Raw genomic sequence first — 16346 nt, forward strand, 5'->3', positions numbered from 1 at the left:
CGCATAGAAGGAGAACCACCGTGCTCGTGCTGCTGCCGCCGTCCGAAGGAAAGGCCGCCGGCGGCTCCGGCGCACCCCTGAAAGCGGAGGGGCTGTCCCTGCCGGGGCTGGCCGCCGCCCGCGCGGCGGTGCTGGAGGAACTGGTCGAGCTGTGCGCGGCCGACGAGGACAAGGCGCGCGAGGTGCTCGGGCTCAGCGAGGGCCTGCGCGGCGAGGTCGCGAAGAACGCGGGCCTGCGCGGCGCCGCCGCCCGGCCGGCCGGGGAGATCTACACCGGGGTGCTCTACGACGCCCTCGGGCTGGCCGATCTGACGCCGGGGGCGCGGGAGCTGGCGGACCGCTCGCTGCTGGTCTTCTCCGGCCTGTGGGGCGCGGTCCGGATGACGGACCGGATCCCCTCCTACCGCTGCTCGATGGGCGTCAAGCTGCCGGGGCTGGGGGCGCTGGGGGCGTACTGGCGCACCCCGATGGCGTCGGTGATGCCGGAGGCTGCCGGGGACGGGCTGGTCCTGGACCTGCGGTCGGCGGCGTACGGCGCGGCGTGGAAGCCGAAGGGGGAGGTGGCGGGGCGGACGGCGACGGTGCGGGTGTTGCACTCGCAGGTGGTGGACGGGGTGGAGAAGCGGTCGGTGGTGAGCCACTTCAACAAGGCCACCAAGGGGCGGCTGGTCCGTGACCTGCTGTCGGCGGGGGCGGTCCCCGCGGGCCCCGCGGAGCTCGTCACGGCCCTGCGGGACCTCGGCTTCACGGTGGAGGCGCAGCCGCCCGCGAAGCCGGGCCGGCCCTGGTCCCTCGACGTGATCGTCACCCAGATCCACTGACCCCCGCGCCTCAATCGCCGGCGGGGCTGGATTCGGTCCGGGCCGGACCTGCGGTGCGGGTCGGCTGCCGGGGCTCCGCCCGAACCCGCGCCTCAAACGCCGGCGGGGCTGGAGTGGGCCATTTCAGCCCGTCCGGCGTTTGAGGACCGGGTTCGGGCGGAGCCCGGGACGCGGCGGGGCGGGTGCCGGGCGGCGGGTGCGGGTCGTCGTCCTGGGCTCCGCCCAGACCCGCGCCTCAAACGCCGGCGGGGCTGGAGTGGGCGGGCCCGGGCCCCGCGCCTCAAACGCCGGCGGGGCTGAGATTGGCCCGGGCCGTTTGCAGCCCGTCCGGCGATTGAGGACCGGTTGGGCCGAGCCGATATCAGCCCGTCCGGCGATTGAGGACCGGCGGCGCGTCCCGGCGAGGGTCAGCGGCCGAGGGGCCAGGCTACGGCTTGGGGGGTGTGGGGGGTGGTGCCCGCGTACTGGGCGCAGGCGTCGGTCAGGGTCTCCAGGAGGGTGAGCGGGTCCGGGAGCCCGTACTCCATGCCCCGGATCCAGCTGACCGCCAGGTCACCCGGCAGGACGGCCGGCGGCACCAGCACGTAGCTGCCGCGGCAGTGCCACCGCAGCCCGGGGTGCTCGTCCATGGTCTCGGGGTGGCAGTCCAGCTCGCACGGCCACCACTCGTCCTCGTCCTCCGGCGTACCCCGCGTCGCGGTGAAGAAGAGCATCCGGGCGTGGTCGCCCGTACCGCCGGACTCGGCGACCGGCCCCACCTCGACACCGGCGGCCAGCAGCCGCTCCAGCGCGTTGTGCCCGGCTTCCAGCGGGACGTCCAGGACGTCGTGGACCATGCCGGTCGCGGTGATGAAGTTCGCCTCGGGCTGGTCGCGGGCCCAACGCTCGACCTGCGCGCGGTCGGTGGTCGACTGCGTCTGCCAGGCGAAGGAGATCGGGTGCCGCGCGGGGGTGGGACAGCCGATGCGGTCGCACGAACATCGGTAACCGGCGGGATGTGCGGCGGGGGACAGCGGCAGGCCCGCGGCGGCGACGGCCAGGAGCAGCGCTTCACGCTCGCGTCCCGAGTCCTCGGCAGCCGGTTTGGACCGGCGGCGCAGCCATTGGGAAATCCTGCTCTGCGGACCGCGCGTGACGCGGTCGGACCCTGACCCCATCTATCCCCTCACCTCACCGTTACCCCGGCAGATCCCACCATGGTCCCACCATCCTGCGCCCCGGGTGACCGCTCTCCCCAACCGGGGGTCTCCGGACGAGGGGCGCGGATCCGTCAAGTACCCCTACAGAACCGCATATTTCAGCCAAGGTTTCTCGGCCGTTCGGGCACAGGTCCCCGTCGGTGACTTTCGCCACCACGCCGTCCCGGCCGGAAACCACCCCATCGGTCCACTGCGCCGTCGCGCCGGAGGAGAGACGATTCTCTTCACACCCGGCCCACGTCCGTCGTGAGGAGCTTTCTTTGCGCAGAGACGCCACACCCCGGCGTTACCTGATGTGCCCACCCGCGCACTTCAAGGTCACGTATTCGATCAACCCGTGGATGGATCCCACGAAACCGGTCGACCTCCCCCTCGCCCTCGCCCAATGGGAAGACCTGAGGGACCGTTACCGCTCCCTCGGCCACACCGTCGAGACGCTCGCGCCGCAACCCGGCCTGCCCGACATGGTCTTCGCGGCGAACGGCGCGACCGTCATCGACGGTCGCGTCCTCGGGGCCCGCTTCGCCTACCCGGAGCGCGCCGCCGAGGCCGAGGCCCACTTGGACTGGTTCCGGGGGAACGGTTTCACGGAGGTGCACGAGCCCTCCCACATCAACGAGGGCGAGGGGGACTTCGCGGTCACCCGGTCCTACGTCCTGGCGGGCCGGGGCTTCCGCTCCAGTCCGCTCTCGCACGACGAGGCCCAGGAGTTCTTCGGTCGCCCGGTGATCGGCCTCGACCTGGTCGACCCGCGCTACTACCACCTGGACACCGCGCTCAGCGTCCTGGACGGCGACGAGGTCATGTACTACCCGGAGGCCTTCTCACCGGGCAGCCGCTCGGTCCTGCGCCGCCTCTTCCCGGACGCCCTGCTCGCGTCCGGGCAGGACGCCGCGGCCCTCGGGCTCAACGCGGTCTCCGACGGCCGCCACGTCCTGCTCCCGCAGGCGGCGGCGGGCCTCGTGGCCCCGCTGCGCGCGCGGGGCTTCGAACCGGTCCCGATGGACCTGACCGAACTGCTCAAGGGCGGTGGCAGCGTGAAGTGCTGCACCCAGGAGCTGCGCCCGGCGGCCGAGGAGGTGGCGGGCTAGCGCGGCGCTGGCCCGAGGTCAGTCCGTGGGGACCGGCGGCCATTCCTGGCCCCAGTCGGCGTCCCGCGCCGCCTTGTACAGGTCACCGTGGCGCTTGGTCACGGTGGCCCGGGACAGGCCCGGCGCGTCACCGGCCGCCGGTCCGCACAGGTCCAGCAGGACGAGCCCCTTGCGGATCTGCGGCCTGCGGGTGATCCGCGAGGTGGCGGGGGTGGCCGCCGCGCGCGTCGCGGCGACGTAACTGAACTTCTCGTCCTCGTAGGCGAGCGAGCCGCCCTTGACCTGTCGGTGCAGGGAGGAGCGGCTGACCCGGGCCGAGAAGTGGCACCAGTCCTCGCCGACCGCGATCGGGCAGGTGCCGTCGTGCGGGCAGGGCGCGGCGATCCGCAGCCCGGCCGCGATCAGCAGGTCGCGGGCCTCCCGCACGCGCAGGTAACCGTCGGGCGTGCCCGGCTCGATGATCACCACGGTCTGCGCCGCCCGGGCCGCCTCGGTGACGACGGCGCCGCGCGCCTCGGGGGTCAGCTCGCCCAGTACGTACGACACGGTCACCAGGTCCGCCGCGGGCAGCTCCAGCCCCGCGCCGATCACCGCGCGCCGCCACTCGGCGGTGCGCAGCACCTCGGAGGAGGAGGAGACGGCCAGCTCCCGGCCCAGGACCAGGGCGGGCTCGGCCCAGTCGAGGACGGTGGTCGGGCGCGGTCCGCCCCAGGTGGCGTCCACCGCCCAGGTCGCCGCCCCGGTGCCGCCGCCGACGTCCACGTGCGAGGCGGGCGCCCAGTCCGGGGCCGCGATCGCGAGGGCGTCCAGGGCGGCCCGTACCGCCTCGAAGGTCGCGGGCATCCGGTACGCCGCGTACGCCGCGACGTCGGATCGGTCGCGCAGGACCGGGGCGTTCGTCGGAGTCTCGCCGCGGTAATTGGCGATCAGCCGCTCGACCGCGGCCGCGGCCTGCTTCGGCGGGAGTCCGTCGAGCAGCCCGCCGAGCGCGGCGCGGAGGGTGTCGGCGGAGGTGGGTACAGAGGGGTTCACCCGCTGAGTTTACGGCGCTGCCGGAGCCAGCGGTTCCCGCTGCCGCCAGGGGCGGCACATGCCCAGGAAGCAGGCGACCGACAGCAGCGAGCACACCAGCTGGACGACGGCCATCGGCACCGCCGTGTGCTCGCCGGCGATCCCGACCAGCGGCGAGGCGATCCCGCCGACGAGGAAGGAGGAGGTGCCCAACAGGGCGGAGGCGGAGCCCGCGGCGTGCGGGGTGCGCATGAGGGCCTGTGCGTTGGTGTTGGGCAGCAGCAGGCCCATCGCGGACATGAGGACGAAGAGGGCGGCGGCGACCGGGAGGAGCCCTACCTTGCCGAAGACCCCGCTCGACATCACCAGCAGCGCCACCGAGGCGGCCGTGATGACGGCCAGGCCCACGGAGAGGGCCTTGTCCAGGCTGACCCGGCCCACGAGCAGCTTGCCGTTGATCTGGCCGACGATGATCAGGCCGACGGAGTTGAGGCCGAAGAGCAGGCTGAACTCCTGCGCGGAGGCGCCGTAGATCTCCTGGATCACGAAGGGCGAGGCGGAGATGTAGGAGAAGAGGACGGCGAAGGCGAAGCCGCCCGCCAGGGTGTAGCCCGCGAAGACCCGGTCGGCGAGCAGCCCGCGCATGGTCTGCAGGGCCGCGCCGACGCCGCCGGTCTGGCGGCGCTCCGGCGGCAGGGTCTCGCCGAGGCCGCGCCAGACCAGGGCGGTGAGCACGACGCCGACACCGGTCAGGACGAGGAAGACCCCGCGCCAGTCGGCGAAGCGCAGCACCTGGCCGCCGACGAGCGGAGCGACGATGGGGGCGGCGCCGGATATGAGCATCAGGGTGGAGAAGAACCTGGCCATCTCGACGCCGTCGTACAGGTCGCGCACGGCGGCCCGCGCGATCACGATCGCGGCCGCTCCGGCGAGGCCCTGGACGAGGCGGAAGCCGATGAGCAGCTCGACGGTGGGGGCGAAGGCGCAGACGGCGGTGGCCAGGACGTAGACGACCATGCCGGTCAGCAGCGGGGTGCGGCGCCCCCACTTGTCGCTCATCGGCCCGATGACCAGCTGGCCGAGGGCCATGCCGATGAGGCAGGCGGTCAGGGTGAGCTGGACGGTGGCGGCGGGGCTGTCGAGGGAGTTCGTGACGGCGGGCAGCGCCGGCAGGTACATGTCCATGGACAGCGGCGGGAGGGCGGTGAGCCCGCCGAGTATGAAGGTGACGAGCAGCCCGGTCCGGCGGGCGGCCGCGACGGTCGCGGTCGCGGGTTCCGCGGCGCCGCTGGTGGGCGTGGGGGCCGTCGCGGGACCTCTCTCCGTCATGCGAAACTCCGTCTTCTCGTCACTCTGCTCATCACTTCTTCATACGTTTGTCCGACCCATGCTCTCAGCTATCGGAACGGCCGGGGACCGGAGCGCGCGCTGACGTACATTGCGGCCTCATGAACGCAAGCACGAAGAAGATCGCCCTGGTGACCGGCGCCGGATCGGGCATCGGGCGTACGGTCGCCCTCGCCCTGGCGGGTGCGGGCTGGAGCCTGGCCCTGGCGGGCCGCCGGCCCGGTCCGCTGGCCGAGACGGCCGAGGCGGCGGGTTCCGGTGCGGGTGCGGGGGCGGAGGTCCTGTGCCTGCCCACCGACGTGAGCGATCCGGTCGCCGTGGACGCGCTGTACGCGGCCGTGGCCGAGCGGTACGGGCGCCTGGACCTGCTCTTCAACAACGCGGGCACCTTCGGGCCGGGCGGGGTCGCGCTGGAGGACATCAGCTACGAGGCGTGGAAGCAGGCCGTCGACGTCAACCTGACCGGGGCCTTCCTCTGCGCGCAGGGCGCCTTCCGGCTGATGAAGGCGCAGGACCCGCAGGGCGGCCGGATCATCAACAACGGCTCCATCTCCGCGCACGTCCCGCGCCCGAACTCCATCGCCTACACGGCGACCAAGCACGCGATGACGGGCCTGACGAAGTCGCTGTCGCTGGACGGGCGGCCGTACCGGATCGCCTGCGGGCAGATCGACATCGGCAACGCGGCGACGGAGATGACGGAGCGGATGCAGACCGGGATCCTGCAGGCCGACGGGCGGCTCGCGGTCGAGCCGGTGATGGATGCGGGGGATGTGGCGGCGACCGTGTTGCACATGGCTGAGCTGCCGCTCGGGGCCAACGTTCAGTTCGCGACGGTCATGGCGACGGCGATGCCGTACATCGGGCGGGGCTGACCTTTCGCCTCAATCGCCGGCGGGGCTCCCTCTCCGACCTGGGCAGGCCCCATTCAGCCTGCGCTGTCCCACCTGGGCCGGCCCACATCAGCCTGCCCGGCGTTTGAGGGCCCGCCGGAGGCATGCGGAGCCGCGTCCGGCCCGCACCTCTGTGCCTCCGGCGGGCCCTCAAACGCCGGGCGGCTGGATTTGGCGGGCGTCGGCCGCGAGGGTGCGGGCCGGACGTGGGGCCCTCAATCGCCGGGCGGGCTGGATTGGCGGGCGTCGGCCGTGCGGTGCGGATGCGCGGGCAGGGGGCCGGTGTGCGGGAATGAGGGCCGGGGTGCGGGGGTTGAGATGATCATGACGACTGAGATCCTCCGGTACACCGCCTTCTCCGCTGATCCCGACGGGGGGAATCCCGCCGGGGTCGTGCTCGACGCGAGCGGGCTCGACGACGCCCGGATGCTGGAGATCGCCGCGGAGTTGGGGTACAGCGAGACGGCCTTCCTCACCGCCCCGCCCGAGGACCTCGCCGCCCCGGCCGGCCGCGGCTTCACCGTGCGGTACTTCAGCCCCAAGGCCGAGGTGCCCTTCTGCGGCCACGCCACCGTCGCCACCGCCGTGGCCCTGGCCGAGCGCACCGGCCCCGGCGAGCTGGTCTTCGCGACCCGCGCCGGCACCGTCCCCGTGTCGGTGACCGAGGACGCCGACGGCGTCCTGCGCGCCACCCTGACCAGCGTCGAGCCGCACCTGGAGGAGATCGGCGCGGCCGACCTCGCCGAGGCGCTGGCCGCCCTGGACTGGCCCGCCGCCGACCTCGACCCGGCCTTCCCGCCGAAGATCGCCTACGCCGGGGCCCGGCACCTGGTGCTCGGCGCCGCCACCCGCGAGCGGCTCGCGGACCTCTCCTACGACTTCGCCCGCCTGGAGGCGCTGATGCGGCGCCTGGACCTCACCACGGTCCAGCTGGTGCACCGCGCCGCGCCCGACGTCTTCGACGTCCGCAACCCCTTCCCGGTCGGCGGGGTGGTCGAGGACCCGGCCACCGGGGCCGCCGCGGCCGCCTTCGGGGCGTACCTGCGCGAGCTGGGCCTGGTCCCCGCCGACGCCTCCCTGACCCTGCACCAGGGCACGGACATGGGCCGCCCCGGCGTGCTGAGCGTCGAGCTGCGCGCGGGCGACCCCCGGGTGCGGGTCGGCGGCGCGGGAGCGCGGATCAAGTGAGCGGGGCGCGGGCGCGGGTGCTCTCGTACGACGCGGCAGCCGTGCCCGCGGAACTGGCCGCGCAGGTCGAAGCCCTGGAGGCGCGGGCCTGGCCCGGCGCCGCGCCCGGCCACGACCCGGCCCTCGCACCCCGCGCGATGCTGCTCCTGGACGCGGCGGGCTCGGTGGCCGCGTCCCTGACCCTGCTGCACAAGGAGATCCGGCACGCGGGGCGCACGTACCGGGCCGCCGGCCTGAGCGCGGTGGTCACCCGGGCGGACGCGCGCGGGCGCGGCCACGGCGGCCGCCTGGTCGCGGCGGCGCGGGCCGCACTGGCGCGGCGACCGGGGCCGGACCTGGCCCTCTTCAGCTGCGACCGCGAGCTGGCCCCCTTCTACGGGGCGGCCGGCTTCCGGGCGCTGCCCGGCGCCGTGCTGGTCGGCGGCACCCCCGAGGAGCCGCTGGCCACGGACGCGCCGGGCTTCGACAAGGTGGTGATGGCCGCCTTCTTCACGGCTCAGGCCGACCCGGCCGCTTTCGCGGGGACCCGGATCGGCCTGTACTCGGGGACGATCGACCGGCTCTGGTAGTCGCCTACTTCTGGTTCTCGGCGCCGACCGCGGCCTTCTGCGGGGCGGCCGGTGCCTTCCCCGCGTAGAGGAACAGCGCCAGCACGGGGACCAGGTACAGCGCCCACACGGTGAGCTGGAGCACGGTCGGGTCCGGCTGGAAGTTGAAGGTGCCCTTGAGCAGGGTCCCGTACCAGCTGTCCGGCGGGATCGTCCCGGAGATGTCGAAGGCCCTGTTGTTCAGACCGGGCAGGAAGTCGGCCTCCTGGAGGTCGTGGACGCCGTACGCGAGCACGCCCGCGGCGACGACGACGAGCATGCCGCCGGTCCACTTGAAGAACTTCGCCAGGTTGATCGACAGCGCGCCCCGGTAGAACAGCCAGCCCAGCACGATCGCGGTGGCGATGCCGAGCAGCACGCCGATCAGCGGACCCGCGCCGTCACCGGCCGCGTGCACCGAACGCCACACGAAGAGCGAGGTCTCCAGGCCCTCCCGGCCGACGGCCAGGAACGCGGTCGTCACCAGCGCGCCGGTGCCCATCGCGAGGGCGGCGTCGAGCTTGCCCTGGAGCTCGCTCTTCAGGTGCCGCGCGGTGCGCTTCATCCAGAAGACCATCCAGGTCACCAGGCCGACCGAGATGATCGACAGGCTGCCGCCGATCGCCTCCTGGGCCTGGAAGGTCAGCTCCGAGGTGCCGAACTCCAGGCCCGCGCCGAAGGCCAGGGACAGCGCGGCGGCCAGGCCCACGCCGAGCCACAGCGGTCCCAGCTTGTCCTTGTTCCCGGTCTTCACCAGGTAGGCGATGAGGATGCAGACGACCAGGCTGGCTTCCAGCCCCTCGCGCAGCCCGATCAGGTAGTTGCTGAACACGTCGGTTCCTCCCCGCGCCTATGCGAACAGCGTCCGGCCCCACCAGTCGTCCTTGTCGCGGACGCCCGGCGGGACGGCGAAGACGGCCGAACCCACGTGCTGGATGTATTCGTTGAGCGCGTCGCTCTTGGACAGGCTGCGCTGCACCGGCACGAACCCCTTGCGGACGTCGCGCTGGTAGGCGAGGAAGAAGAGGCCCGCGTCGAGGCGGCCCAGTCCGTCCGTGCCGTCGGTGAAGGAGTAGCCGCGGCGCAGGAGGGTCGCGCCGCTGTTGCTGTCCGGGTGCGCGAGGCGCACGTGCGCCTCCGGCTTCATCGCCTTCAGGAACGGCTCGTCGCGCTCCTTGGACTTGCCGACCGGCGCGCCCTCGCCCTTGTCGCGGCCGAAGACGTCCTCCTGCTCCTGCAGGGAGGTGCGGTCCCAGGTCTCGATGTGCATCCGGATGCGGCGGGCCACCAGGTACGAGCCCCCGGCCATCCAGGCGCTGCCGTCGCCCGCGGTCGCCCACACGTGCTGGGCGAGGGCCTTCTCGTCGGTGCCCGAGACGTTCCGGGTGCCGTCCTTGAAGCCCATCATGTTGCGCGGGGTCTGCGCGTCGGGCGTCGTGGAGGAGGTCTTGCCGAAGCCGAGCTGCGACCAGCGCACCGCGATCTTGCCGAAGCCGATGCGGGCGAGGTTGCGGATGGCGTGCACCGCGACCTGCGGGTCGTCCGCGCAGGCCTGGACGCACAGGTCGCCGCCGGAGCGGGCCGGGTCCAGGTTGTCGCCGGGGAAGAGCTCCAGGTCCACCAGGGCGTCCGGACGCTTGCCCTCCAGTCCGAAGCGGTCCTTGGCGAAGAGGCCGGGGCCGAAACCGATGGTCAGGGTCAGCCGGGACGGCTTGAGGCCGACGGCCTCGCCCGTGTCGTCCGGCGGCGCCTGCGCGAGGCCGCCGAAGGCACCCTCGCCGACGGCCTGACCGGCGGTCATCAGGCGGGCCGCCTCGGTCCAGTCCTTGAGCAGCTTGATCAGCTCGGCGCGGTCCTTCGTCGTCACGTCGAAGGCGGCGAAGTGCAGCCGGTCCTGGACTGCGGTGGCGATGCCGGCCTGGTGCTCGCCGTGGAAGGGCACGGCCGCGCCCGCGGAGGCCGCGGGGACGGCGTCGGAGCCGCCGGTGAGGGCGGCGACCGTACCGCCCGCCGCGGCGGCGCCGAGCGCGAGCCCGGCCCCGCCCCAGCCGAGGACGGAGCGGCGGGAGGGCGTGGGGCCCCGGCCCACGACGGGTGCGGCGTCGGTGGCGTCGGCGGCAGCGTCGGAGCCGGGTGCCGGGTCGGGTGTCGTGTCGGACATCGGAGCCTCCCGCTTACTTCGTGACGGCGGCGGCGAGCTTGGAGAGCGGCTCGGCCAGGGCGTTGACGCCGTCCGAGAGCTCCTTGCGCTCGGGGGCGCCGACCTTGTCGTACGAGGTGAACTCGTAGCCGTTCTTGTCCGCGCGGTACTTGTCCAGCAGCGCGTTCAGCGCCACGAACTGGGTGTCCAGCTGCTTGGTGAGCGCCGGGTCGTTCTTGGCGGCCGACGGCTTCAGCAGCTCGTAGGCCTTCTGCGCGCCCTCGACGTTGGCCTTGAAGTCGACCAGGTCGGTGTGGCTGTAGGCCTCTTCCTCGCCCGTCACCTTGCCGGTGGCGACCTCGTCGAGGAGCTCCTTGGCGCCGTTGGCCATCGAGGTCGGGGTGATCTCCGCGGTGCCGACGCGCTTCTGCCAGTCGGTGAGGTCGGTGATCAGCTGGTCGGCGAGCTTCTTCTCCTCGTCACCGATCTTGTTGTCGGCCCACAGGGCCTTCTCCAGACGGTGCCAACCGGTCCACGCCTGCCCGGCCTCCAGGCCGTCCTGGCGGGTGTCGGTCTTCGGGTCGATGTCACCGAAGGACTCCGCGACCGGCTCGGTGCGCTCCCAGCCGATGCGCGAGGGCGCGTACGCCTTCTTCGCGGCCTCGACGTCGCCCGCCTTGACCGCGTCCACGAAGACCTGGGTCTTGGGCAGGGTCTCGTCGGCCTGCGCCTGCACGTACTTGCGGTACTCGGCGACGGCCGCGTCCAGCTCGGGGCTGCGCTTCTCGCCGCCCTCGCCGGTGACCTTGAGCTTCTGGCGGATGCCGTCGCCCTTCATGCCGGGCTTGCAGGCGACCTCGTACTCGCCCGGCTTGATCTCGGCGGTGATGGACGCCTTGGTGCCCGGGCCGATGTTCTCCTTCTCGGTCACGATGCGACCGTCCGGGAAGTAGACGTACAGCTCGGTGACCTTGGAGCCCTTGTTCTCCACCTCGAACTGCACCTTGCCCGCGGGGGTCTCCTTCTTGGAGACGTCGCAGGCGGTGTCCGAGGCCGCGACCTTGATCGCCCCGTCGCCCGCGTCGCTCTTCTGGGCGCAGCCCGTGACGGCGGTGAGCGCGGCCACGGCGGCGGCCGCGGTGAAGACGGTGAAGCGGGCTGCGGATCGCATGGGGGCTCCTGGCGAGGGCGAAGGCTGGGTGAGGCCGACCTAACTTAACCGAGGCTTACCTCACCGATACCCACTCGTCCAGTGATTCAGCTCTCACCTCCGCGCGCCGGACACGGAGCCGTCACGGCCCCGTCATGGCACTGCCAAAGCCGGGTCAAGCGCAGGTCAAGTCCGTCCGGAACGCACCGGCACCACCAGCGGCGCCCCGGTGCGCGGATGCGCCAGGACCTCCACCGGCTGCCGGTAGACGCGGCTCAGCAGGCCGTCCTCGAACACCTCGGCCGGCGGTCCGTCGACCGCGATGCGCCCTTCGTGGAGCACCGCCACCCGATCGGCGTACGCGGCCGCCAGCCCCAGGTCGTGCAGGACGACGACCACCGCGTCCCCCGCCGCCGCCCGCTCCCGGCAGATCCGCAGCACCAGCTCCTGGTGGCGCAGGTCCAGGGCGGCGGTCGGCTCGTCGAGCAGGAGCAAGGGCGCCGCCTGGGCCAGCACGCGGGCGAGGGCGACCCGGGCCCGCTCGCCGCCGGACAGGGCGGCGAAGGGCCGCGCGGCGAAGTCGGTGACCTCGGTGGCGGCCATGGCGTCGGCCACCAGCCGGTCGTCGGAGTCGGCGAAGGGGGTGCCGGCCCAGGGCGCGCGGCCCATCCGCACGACGTCCTCCACCGGGAAGGGGAAGGCCAGCGCGGCGGCCTGGGGCAGTACGGAGCGGCGCAGCGCCAGGTCGGGCGCGGGCCAGTCACCGACCGGGCGGCCGTCGATCCGTACCGACCCGGAGGCGGCGGGCAGATCGGCGGCGAGCGCGGCCAGCAGCGTGGACTTCCCGGCGCCATTGGGGCCGACCAGGGCCAGCACCTCGCCGGCCCGGACGGTCAGGTCGATGCCCCGCAGCACCTCGCGCGCGCCGTGGCGCACGCGGAGCCCCGTGGCCTCGGCGAAGGCGCTGCCGGCGGCGGGCCGCTGCGGCACGCCGCGCCTCCGACGCCCGAAGAGGCTGCCGAACCGGCCGGCGCGGGCGCCGGCCGCGGCCTCCTCGGGTGCGCCGGCGGTGGCGGGTGCGGTGCTGGTCACGCCCAGCCTCCTTGCTTGCGGCGGGTGCGACGCAGCAGCCAGAAGAAGAACGGGCTGCCGATCAGGGCGGTGAGCACGCCGAGCGGCAGCTCGGCGGGCTGGGCGACGGTCCGGGCGGCCAGGTCGCCCGCGACCAGGACCACGGCGCCGGCGAGCGCGCTGCCGGGGACGAGGAAGCGGTGGCCGGGGCCGTTGGCCATGCGCAGCAGGTGCGGGACGAGCAGGCCCACGAAGGTGATCACTCCGGCGACGGCGACGGCCGCGGCGGTGAGCAGCGCGACCACCAGCACCAGCGCGAGGCGCAGCCGTTCGACGTCGACGCCGAGGTGGCGGGCGGGGCGCTCGCCGAGCGAGAGGAGGTCGAGCTTGCGGGCGTAGAAGGGGGCGAGCAGCAGACCGGCCAGGGCGCACGGCAGGACGGCGAGCACCTTGGGCCAGGTGGCCTGGGCGAGCGAGCCGAGCTGCCAGAAGGTGATCTGGTTGACCTGGCCGCTGTCCGCGAAGAAGACGAACAGGCCGATCAGGGCGCCCGCGAAGGCGTTGACCGCGATGCCGGTCAGGATGAGGGTGACGACCTCCGTCTTGCCGCCGTTGCGGGAGAGCAGGTAGACGGCGGAGACGGTGACCAGGCCGGCGACGAAGGCGCAGACAGTGATCGTCCAGTTGCCGAGGAAGGTCAGCCCGAGGCCGATCGCGGCCACCGCGCCGACGGCGGCGCCCGCCGAGATGCCGATGACCCCCGGCTCGGCGAGGGGGTTGCCGAAGACGCCCTGCATCAGCGCGCCCGCGCAGCCCAGGCTGGCCCCGACGAGCAGGGCGAGCACGACGCGCGGCAGGCGTACGTTCCACAGCACGCTCTCGCCGACGCGGTCGAGGCGGGCGCCGCCGAGCCCGAGGTGGTGCTGGAGGGAGCCGAGCACGTCGCCGACCGGGATCCGGTAGGCCCCGGTCCCGGCGGAGACGAGCGCGAGCACGACCAGGGTGACGACCAGGGCGGTGGTCAGCAGCGCGGCGCGCCCGCGGCGCTTGGCCGGGGGCGGGGGCGGGGGCGGGGGCGGGGTCGAGGCCGCTGGTGCCGGATCCGCAGGCGCGGCCGCGGGGGCCGCGGCCGGGGCGCGGTCGGCGGGTTCGGCGGGTTCGGCGGGTTCGGCGGGTTCGACGGGTTCGTTGTGGGTCAGGGTCACGTCAGGCGGCCTTGCCGTAGAGCTGGGCGACGAGGGAGGTCAGGACCTGGTCCGTGCGCGGGCCGTAGTTCAGCAGGACGCCGTCGTCGACCGTGACCACGCGGCGGTCCATGCCCGCCGGGGTCTGGGCCACGCCCGGGATCTTGACCAGCCCGTCGACGCCGCCGACCGAGTCCAGGCCCTTGGTCATGACGAGGATCGCGTCGGGTGCGGCGGCGGCCAGCGCCTCGCTGGTGATCGGGGTGAAGTCCTTGGTCAGGCCGGACTCCTTGCCCGCGTCCACCGCTCCCGCGGCCTCCAGCAGCGAGCCCGCGCCGGAGTCGGCGCCGCCCAGCAGGTACACGGAGGCGGTGCCGCGCAGGTAGAGGAAGGCGACCCGCGGCTTCTTGCCCGAGCCGGTCGCGGCGGCCGGGATCGCCTTGCGGGCGGCGTCGATCCGCTCGCCGGTGCGCTGGTTCAGCCGCGCGCCCGCGTCCTTGACGCCCAGCGCGGCGGCCACCGCCTCGATCCGCTTCGGTACGTCCGTCAGTGCTTTGGCCGGTGCGACGACCAGCAGCGGGATGCCCGCGTCGCGGATCTGCTGGATCGCCTCGGCCGGGCCGGTCGTGGTCTCCGCGATCACCAGCGTCGGCCGCAGCGAGAGCACGCTCTCCGCGGACACGTCGTGGGCCCGCGTCACCACCGGCAGCTTCGCGGCCTGTTCGAAGGTGGCGGTGATGTCCCGGGCGACGACCCGGTCGCCCAGGCCCAGGGTCTGGACGATCTCGTTGAGGCTGCCGGTGAGCGGGATGATCCGGTCCGCCGAAGCCACGGTGACGCTCGCGCCGTCGGCCGAGGGCACGGTCACCGGCAGGGCCGGGGACGGCGCGGGGGAGAGCGGCTCCACCCGGTCCGGCGCGGCGGGCGCATGGGCGGGCGCGCCCGCGGTCGTTGCCGTACCGCCGCAGCCCGTCGCGGTCAGTCCGAGGGCCAGTACGGCGGCCAGGGCGACGGCGAGGCGGGGGAAGCGGGGTGACGCGGCGGGCGTAGGCACGAAGGCACCGTCCTGTCGTCCGACTGGAGTTCGAGTGGTTCTGGCTGACCGAGGGGTTCCGCACCCGGCCGGATGTAGCTTAGGTTAGCCTAACCTGACTCGCCAGACCCTGGAGGGGACATTCATGTCCGCACGACCCGTCCGTACGCCCGCCGTCGCCCTGTTGGCGACGCTGCTGGCGGCCCTGGTGGGGGCGCTGCTCCCGACCACCGCGCAGGCCGCGAGCCGCACGGTTCAGGGAGGGCGGCTCGACTGGGGCATCAAATCGTCCTTCCAGAGTTATGTCACCGGCCCGGTCGCGAAAGGCAGTTTCCGGCTGAAGAACGGCGCGGCCACCGTCGGCGGCAGCCTCTTCCGCTTCCACTCCGCGACCGGCTCCTACGACCCGGACAGCGGCGAGTTCCGCGCGGCCTTCGCCGGCGGGGTCACCTTCCAGGGCCACCAGAAGCCCGACGGCAGCTACGAACTCGACCTGAGCGTCAGCAACCCCACCGTGAAGATCGCGGGCGGCGCCGGCACCCTCTACGTCGACGTGACCAGCAAGGCCAAGGACACCGGCGCGGTCAGCACCCGGTCGCAGGTCCCCTTCGCCACCCTCGGCCTCGGCGGGATCAACATGAAGGGCGGCGGCAGCCCGCTCGCCCTGACCAACGTCCCCGCCACCTTGACCAGCCAGGGCGCGGAGTCCTTCGCCGGCTACTACGCGGCCGGCGCCGCGCTCGACCCGGTCTCGCTCTCGGCCGACGTGCTCGCCGCCGCGGGCGGCGCCCAGAGCCCGGCCCCGCAGCCCAGCGCTCCGGCCGCCACGACCGCCGCCCCGCAGGGCGCCTTCGCCGACGCCGCCGTGGACTGGGGCGTCCGGCGCACCTTCCGCGAGTACGTCACCGGCTCGATCGGCCAGGGCAAGTGGACCCTCGCCGACGGTGCGCAGGACGGCGGCGCGCTGTTCCGCTTCCCGCAGGGCAAGGGCGCGTACGACGGCGCGAAGGGCACCCTGGAGGCGGCCTTCGCGGGCAGCGTCCGGTTCACCGGAGCCCACCTCGACCTCACGCTCGGCAAGGTGGGCGTCAGGATCGAGAACGGCAAGGGCGTCCTGAGCGCCGACGTCACCACGGCGGGCAAGACGGAGAACGCCGTCGCCCTCGCCGACTTCGACGCCAAGGGACTCAAGGTCGACGAGAAGAACGCCAAGCTCGCCGTCCTCACCGAGGCCCCCGCGACCTTGACCGAGGGCGGGTCCAAGGCCTTCGGCTCGATGTACAAGGCCGGCACCGAGATGGACCCCGTCTCGCTCGCCATCGCGCTCGACGCCACGGCGCAGCTGCCGGCCCTGCCCGACCTGGGCTCGACGGCCTCGCCCACCCCGGCCGCCGGCGCCCCGCAGAGCGCCACCCCCGCCCCGGCGGTAGCCGCCGACCAGGCCGCGTCCGCCTCCTCGATCGGCACGGGGACGTACGTCGCCCTCGGCGCGGCCGTCCTGGTGCTCGCCGGCGGCGCCGCCTTCCTGGTCGTCCGCAAGCGCCGTACGGCCGCGGCCGGCCCGGGGGACACCCCCGCCGCTTCCCCGGCGGACGCCCCCGCCACCGACTGACGCGCACACCCCTTCCCGC

Annotated in this window: 15 protein-coding genes; 6 read left to right on the forward strand and 9 right to left on the reverse strand. The window is 73.8% G+C overall.

Annotated features, from left to right (window positions below):
• Positions 1–20 precede the first annotated feature (20 nt).
• Positions 21–821 carry a peroxide stress protein YaaA gene (yaaA, locus tag ACIQWR_RS07380; protein ID WP_404005704.1) on the forward strand — a complete coding sequence of 267 codons (801 nt, stop codon included), beginning with the start codon at positions 21–23 and terminating at the stop codon, positions 819–821.
• A gap of 407 nt (positions 822–1228) precedes the next feature.
• On the opposite strand, the gene ACIQWR_RS07385 is transcribed toward yaaA, so the two are convergent.
• Entirely contained in the window at positions 1229–1978 is a 750-nt protein-coding gene (locus ACIQWR_RS07385; protein ID WP_404005705.1) for a bifunctional DNA primase/polymerase, read from the reverse strand.
• Between the two features lie 182 nt (positions 1979–2160).
• Between ACIQWR_RS07385 and ddaH the strand changes: the two genes are divergently transcribed.
• Positions 2161–3111: a dimethylargininase gene (ddaH, locus tag ACIQWR_RS07390; RefSeq protein ID WP_404005706.1), complete on the forward strand. Its 951-nt coding sequence runs from the start codon at positions 2161–2163 to the stop codon at positions 3109–3111.
• An 18-nt stretch (positions 3112–3129) separates the two neighbouring features.
• On the opposite strand, the gene ACIQWR_RS07395 is transcribed toward ddaH, so the two are convergent.
• Both ACIQWR_RS07395 and ACIQWR_RS07400 read right to left on the reverse strand, forming a co-directional pair.
• Entirely contained in the window at positions 3130–4143 is a 1014-nt protein-coding gene (locus tag ACIQWR_RS07395; protein ID WP_404005707.1) for a small ribosomal subunit Rsm22 family protein, read from the reverse strand.
• 9 nt (positions 4144–4152) lie between these two features.
• A complete protein-coding gene (locus ACIQWR_RS07400; protein WP_404005708.1) occupies positions 4153–5451 on the reverse strand; it encodes a Bcr/CflA family multidrug efflux MFS transporter in 1299 nt (432 codons plus the stop codon).
• A gap of 119 nt (positions 5452–5570) precedes the next feature.
• Between ACIQWR_RS07400 and ACIQWR_RS07405 the strand changes: the two genes are divergently transcribed.
• The 3 genes from ACIQWR_RS07405 (at position 5571) to ACIQWR_RS07415 (ending at position 8119) form a co-directional block, all read left to right on the forward strand.
• Complete coding sequence (locus ACIQWR_RS07405) at positions 5571–6344, forward strand: SDR family oxidoreductase (protein WP_404005709.1); 774 nt, start codon at positions 5571–5573, stop codon at positions 6342–6344.
• Positions 6345–6686: 342 nt separating this feature from the next.
• Positions 6687–7550, forward strand: a complete 864-nt coding sequence (locus ACIQWR_RS07410; RefSeq protein ID WP_404005711.1) for a PhzF family phenazine biosynthesis protein — start codon at positions 6687–6689, stop codon at positions 7548–7550.
• The gene (locus ACIQWR_RS07415; protein WP_404005712.1) at positions 7547–8119 is read left to right on the forward strand and encodes a GNAT family N-acetyltransferase; all 573 of its coding nucleotides are present in this window, start codon (positions 7547–7549) and stop codon (positions 8117–8119) included. The genes ACIQWR_RS07410 and ACIQWR_RS07415 overlap by 4 nt, the downstream gene beginning before the upstream one ends.
• Positions 8120–8123: 4 nt before the next feature.
• Here the strand turns inward: ACIQWR_RS07415 and efeU are convergent, their stop codons facing one another.
• The 6 genes from efeU to ACIQWR_RS07445 form a co-directional block, all read right to left on the reverse strand.
• Complete coding sequence (efeU, locus tag ACIQWR_RS07420; protein WP_404005713.1) at positions 8124–8969, reverse strand: iron uptake transporter permease EfeU; 846 nt, start codon at positions 8967–8969, stop codon at positions 8124–8126.
• 18 nt (positions 8970–8987) lie between these two features.
• Entirely contained in the window at positions 8988–10298 is a 1311-nt protein-coding gene (gene efeB / locus ACIQWR_RS07425) for an iron uptake transporter deferrochelatase/peroxidase subunit (protein ID WP_404005714.1), read from the reverse strand.
• A 13-nt stretch (positions 10299–10311) separates the two neighbouring features.
• The gene (gene efeO, locus ACIQWR_RS07430; RefSeq protein ID WP_404005715.1) at positions 10312–11448 is read right to left on the reverse strand and encodes an iron uptake system protein EfeO; all 1137 of its coding nucleotides are present in this window, start codon (positions 11446–11448) and stop codon (positions 10312–10314) included.
• Between the two features lie 165 nt (positions 11449–11613).
• The gene (locus ACIQWR_RS07435; protein WP_404005796.1) at positions 11614–12417 is read right to left on the reverse strand and encodes a heme ABC transporter ATP-binding protein; all 804 of its coding nucleotides are present in this window, start codon (positions 12415–12417) and stop codon (positions 11614–11616) included.
• Between the two features lie 98 nt (positions 12418–12515).
• Positions 12516–13703, reverse strand: a complete 1188-nt coding sequence (locus tag ACIQWR_RS07440) for a FecCD family ABC transporter permease (RefSeq protein WP_404005716.1) — start codon at positions 13701–13703, stop codon at positions 12516–12518.
• A 1-nt stretch (position 13704) separates the two neighbouring features.
• Entirely contained in the window at positions 13705–14736 is a 1032-nt protein-coding gene (locus ACIQWR_RS07445) for a hemin ABC transporter substrate-binding protein (protein ID WP_404005717.1), read from the reverse strand.
• A 124-nt stretch (positions 14737–14860) separates the two neighbouring features.
• On the opposite strand from ACIQWR_RS07445, the gene ACIQWR_RS07450 reads away from it, so the two are divergent.
• Complete coding sequence (locus ACIQWR_RS07450) at positions 14861–16327, forward strand: HtaA domain-containing protein (protein ID WP_404005718.1); 1467 nt, start codon at positions 14861–14863, stop codon at positions 16325–16327.
• Positions 16328–16346: the final 19 nt, after the last annotated feature.

Source organism: Streptomyces sp. NPDC098789 (genome assembly GCF_044759975.1).
GTDB lineage: Bacteria > Actinomycetota > Actinomycetes > Streptomycetales > Streptomycetaceae > Streptomyces.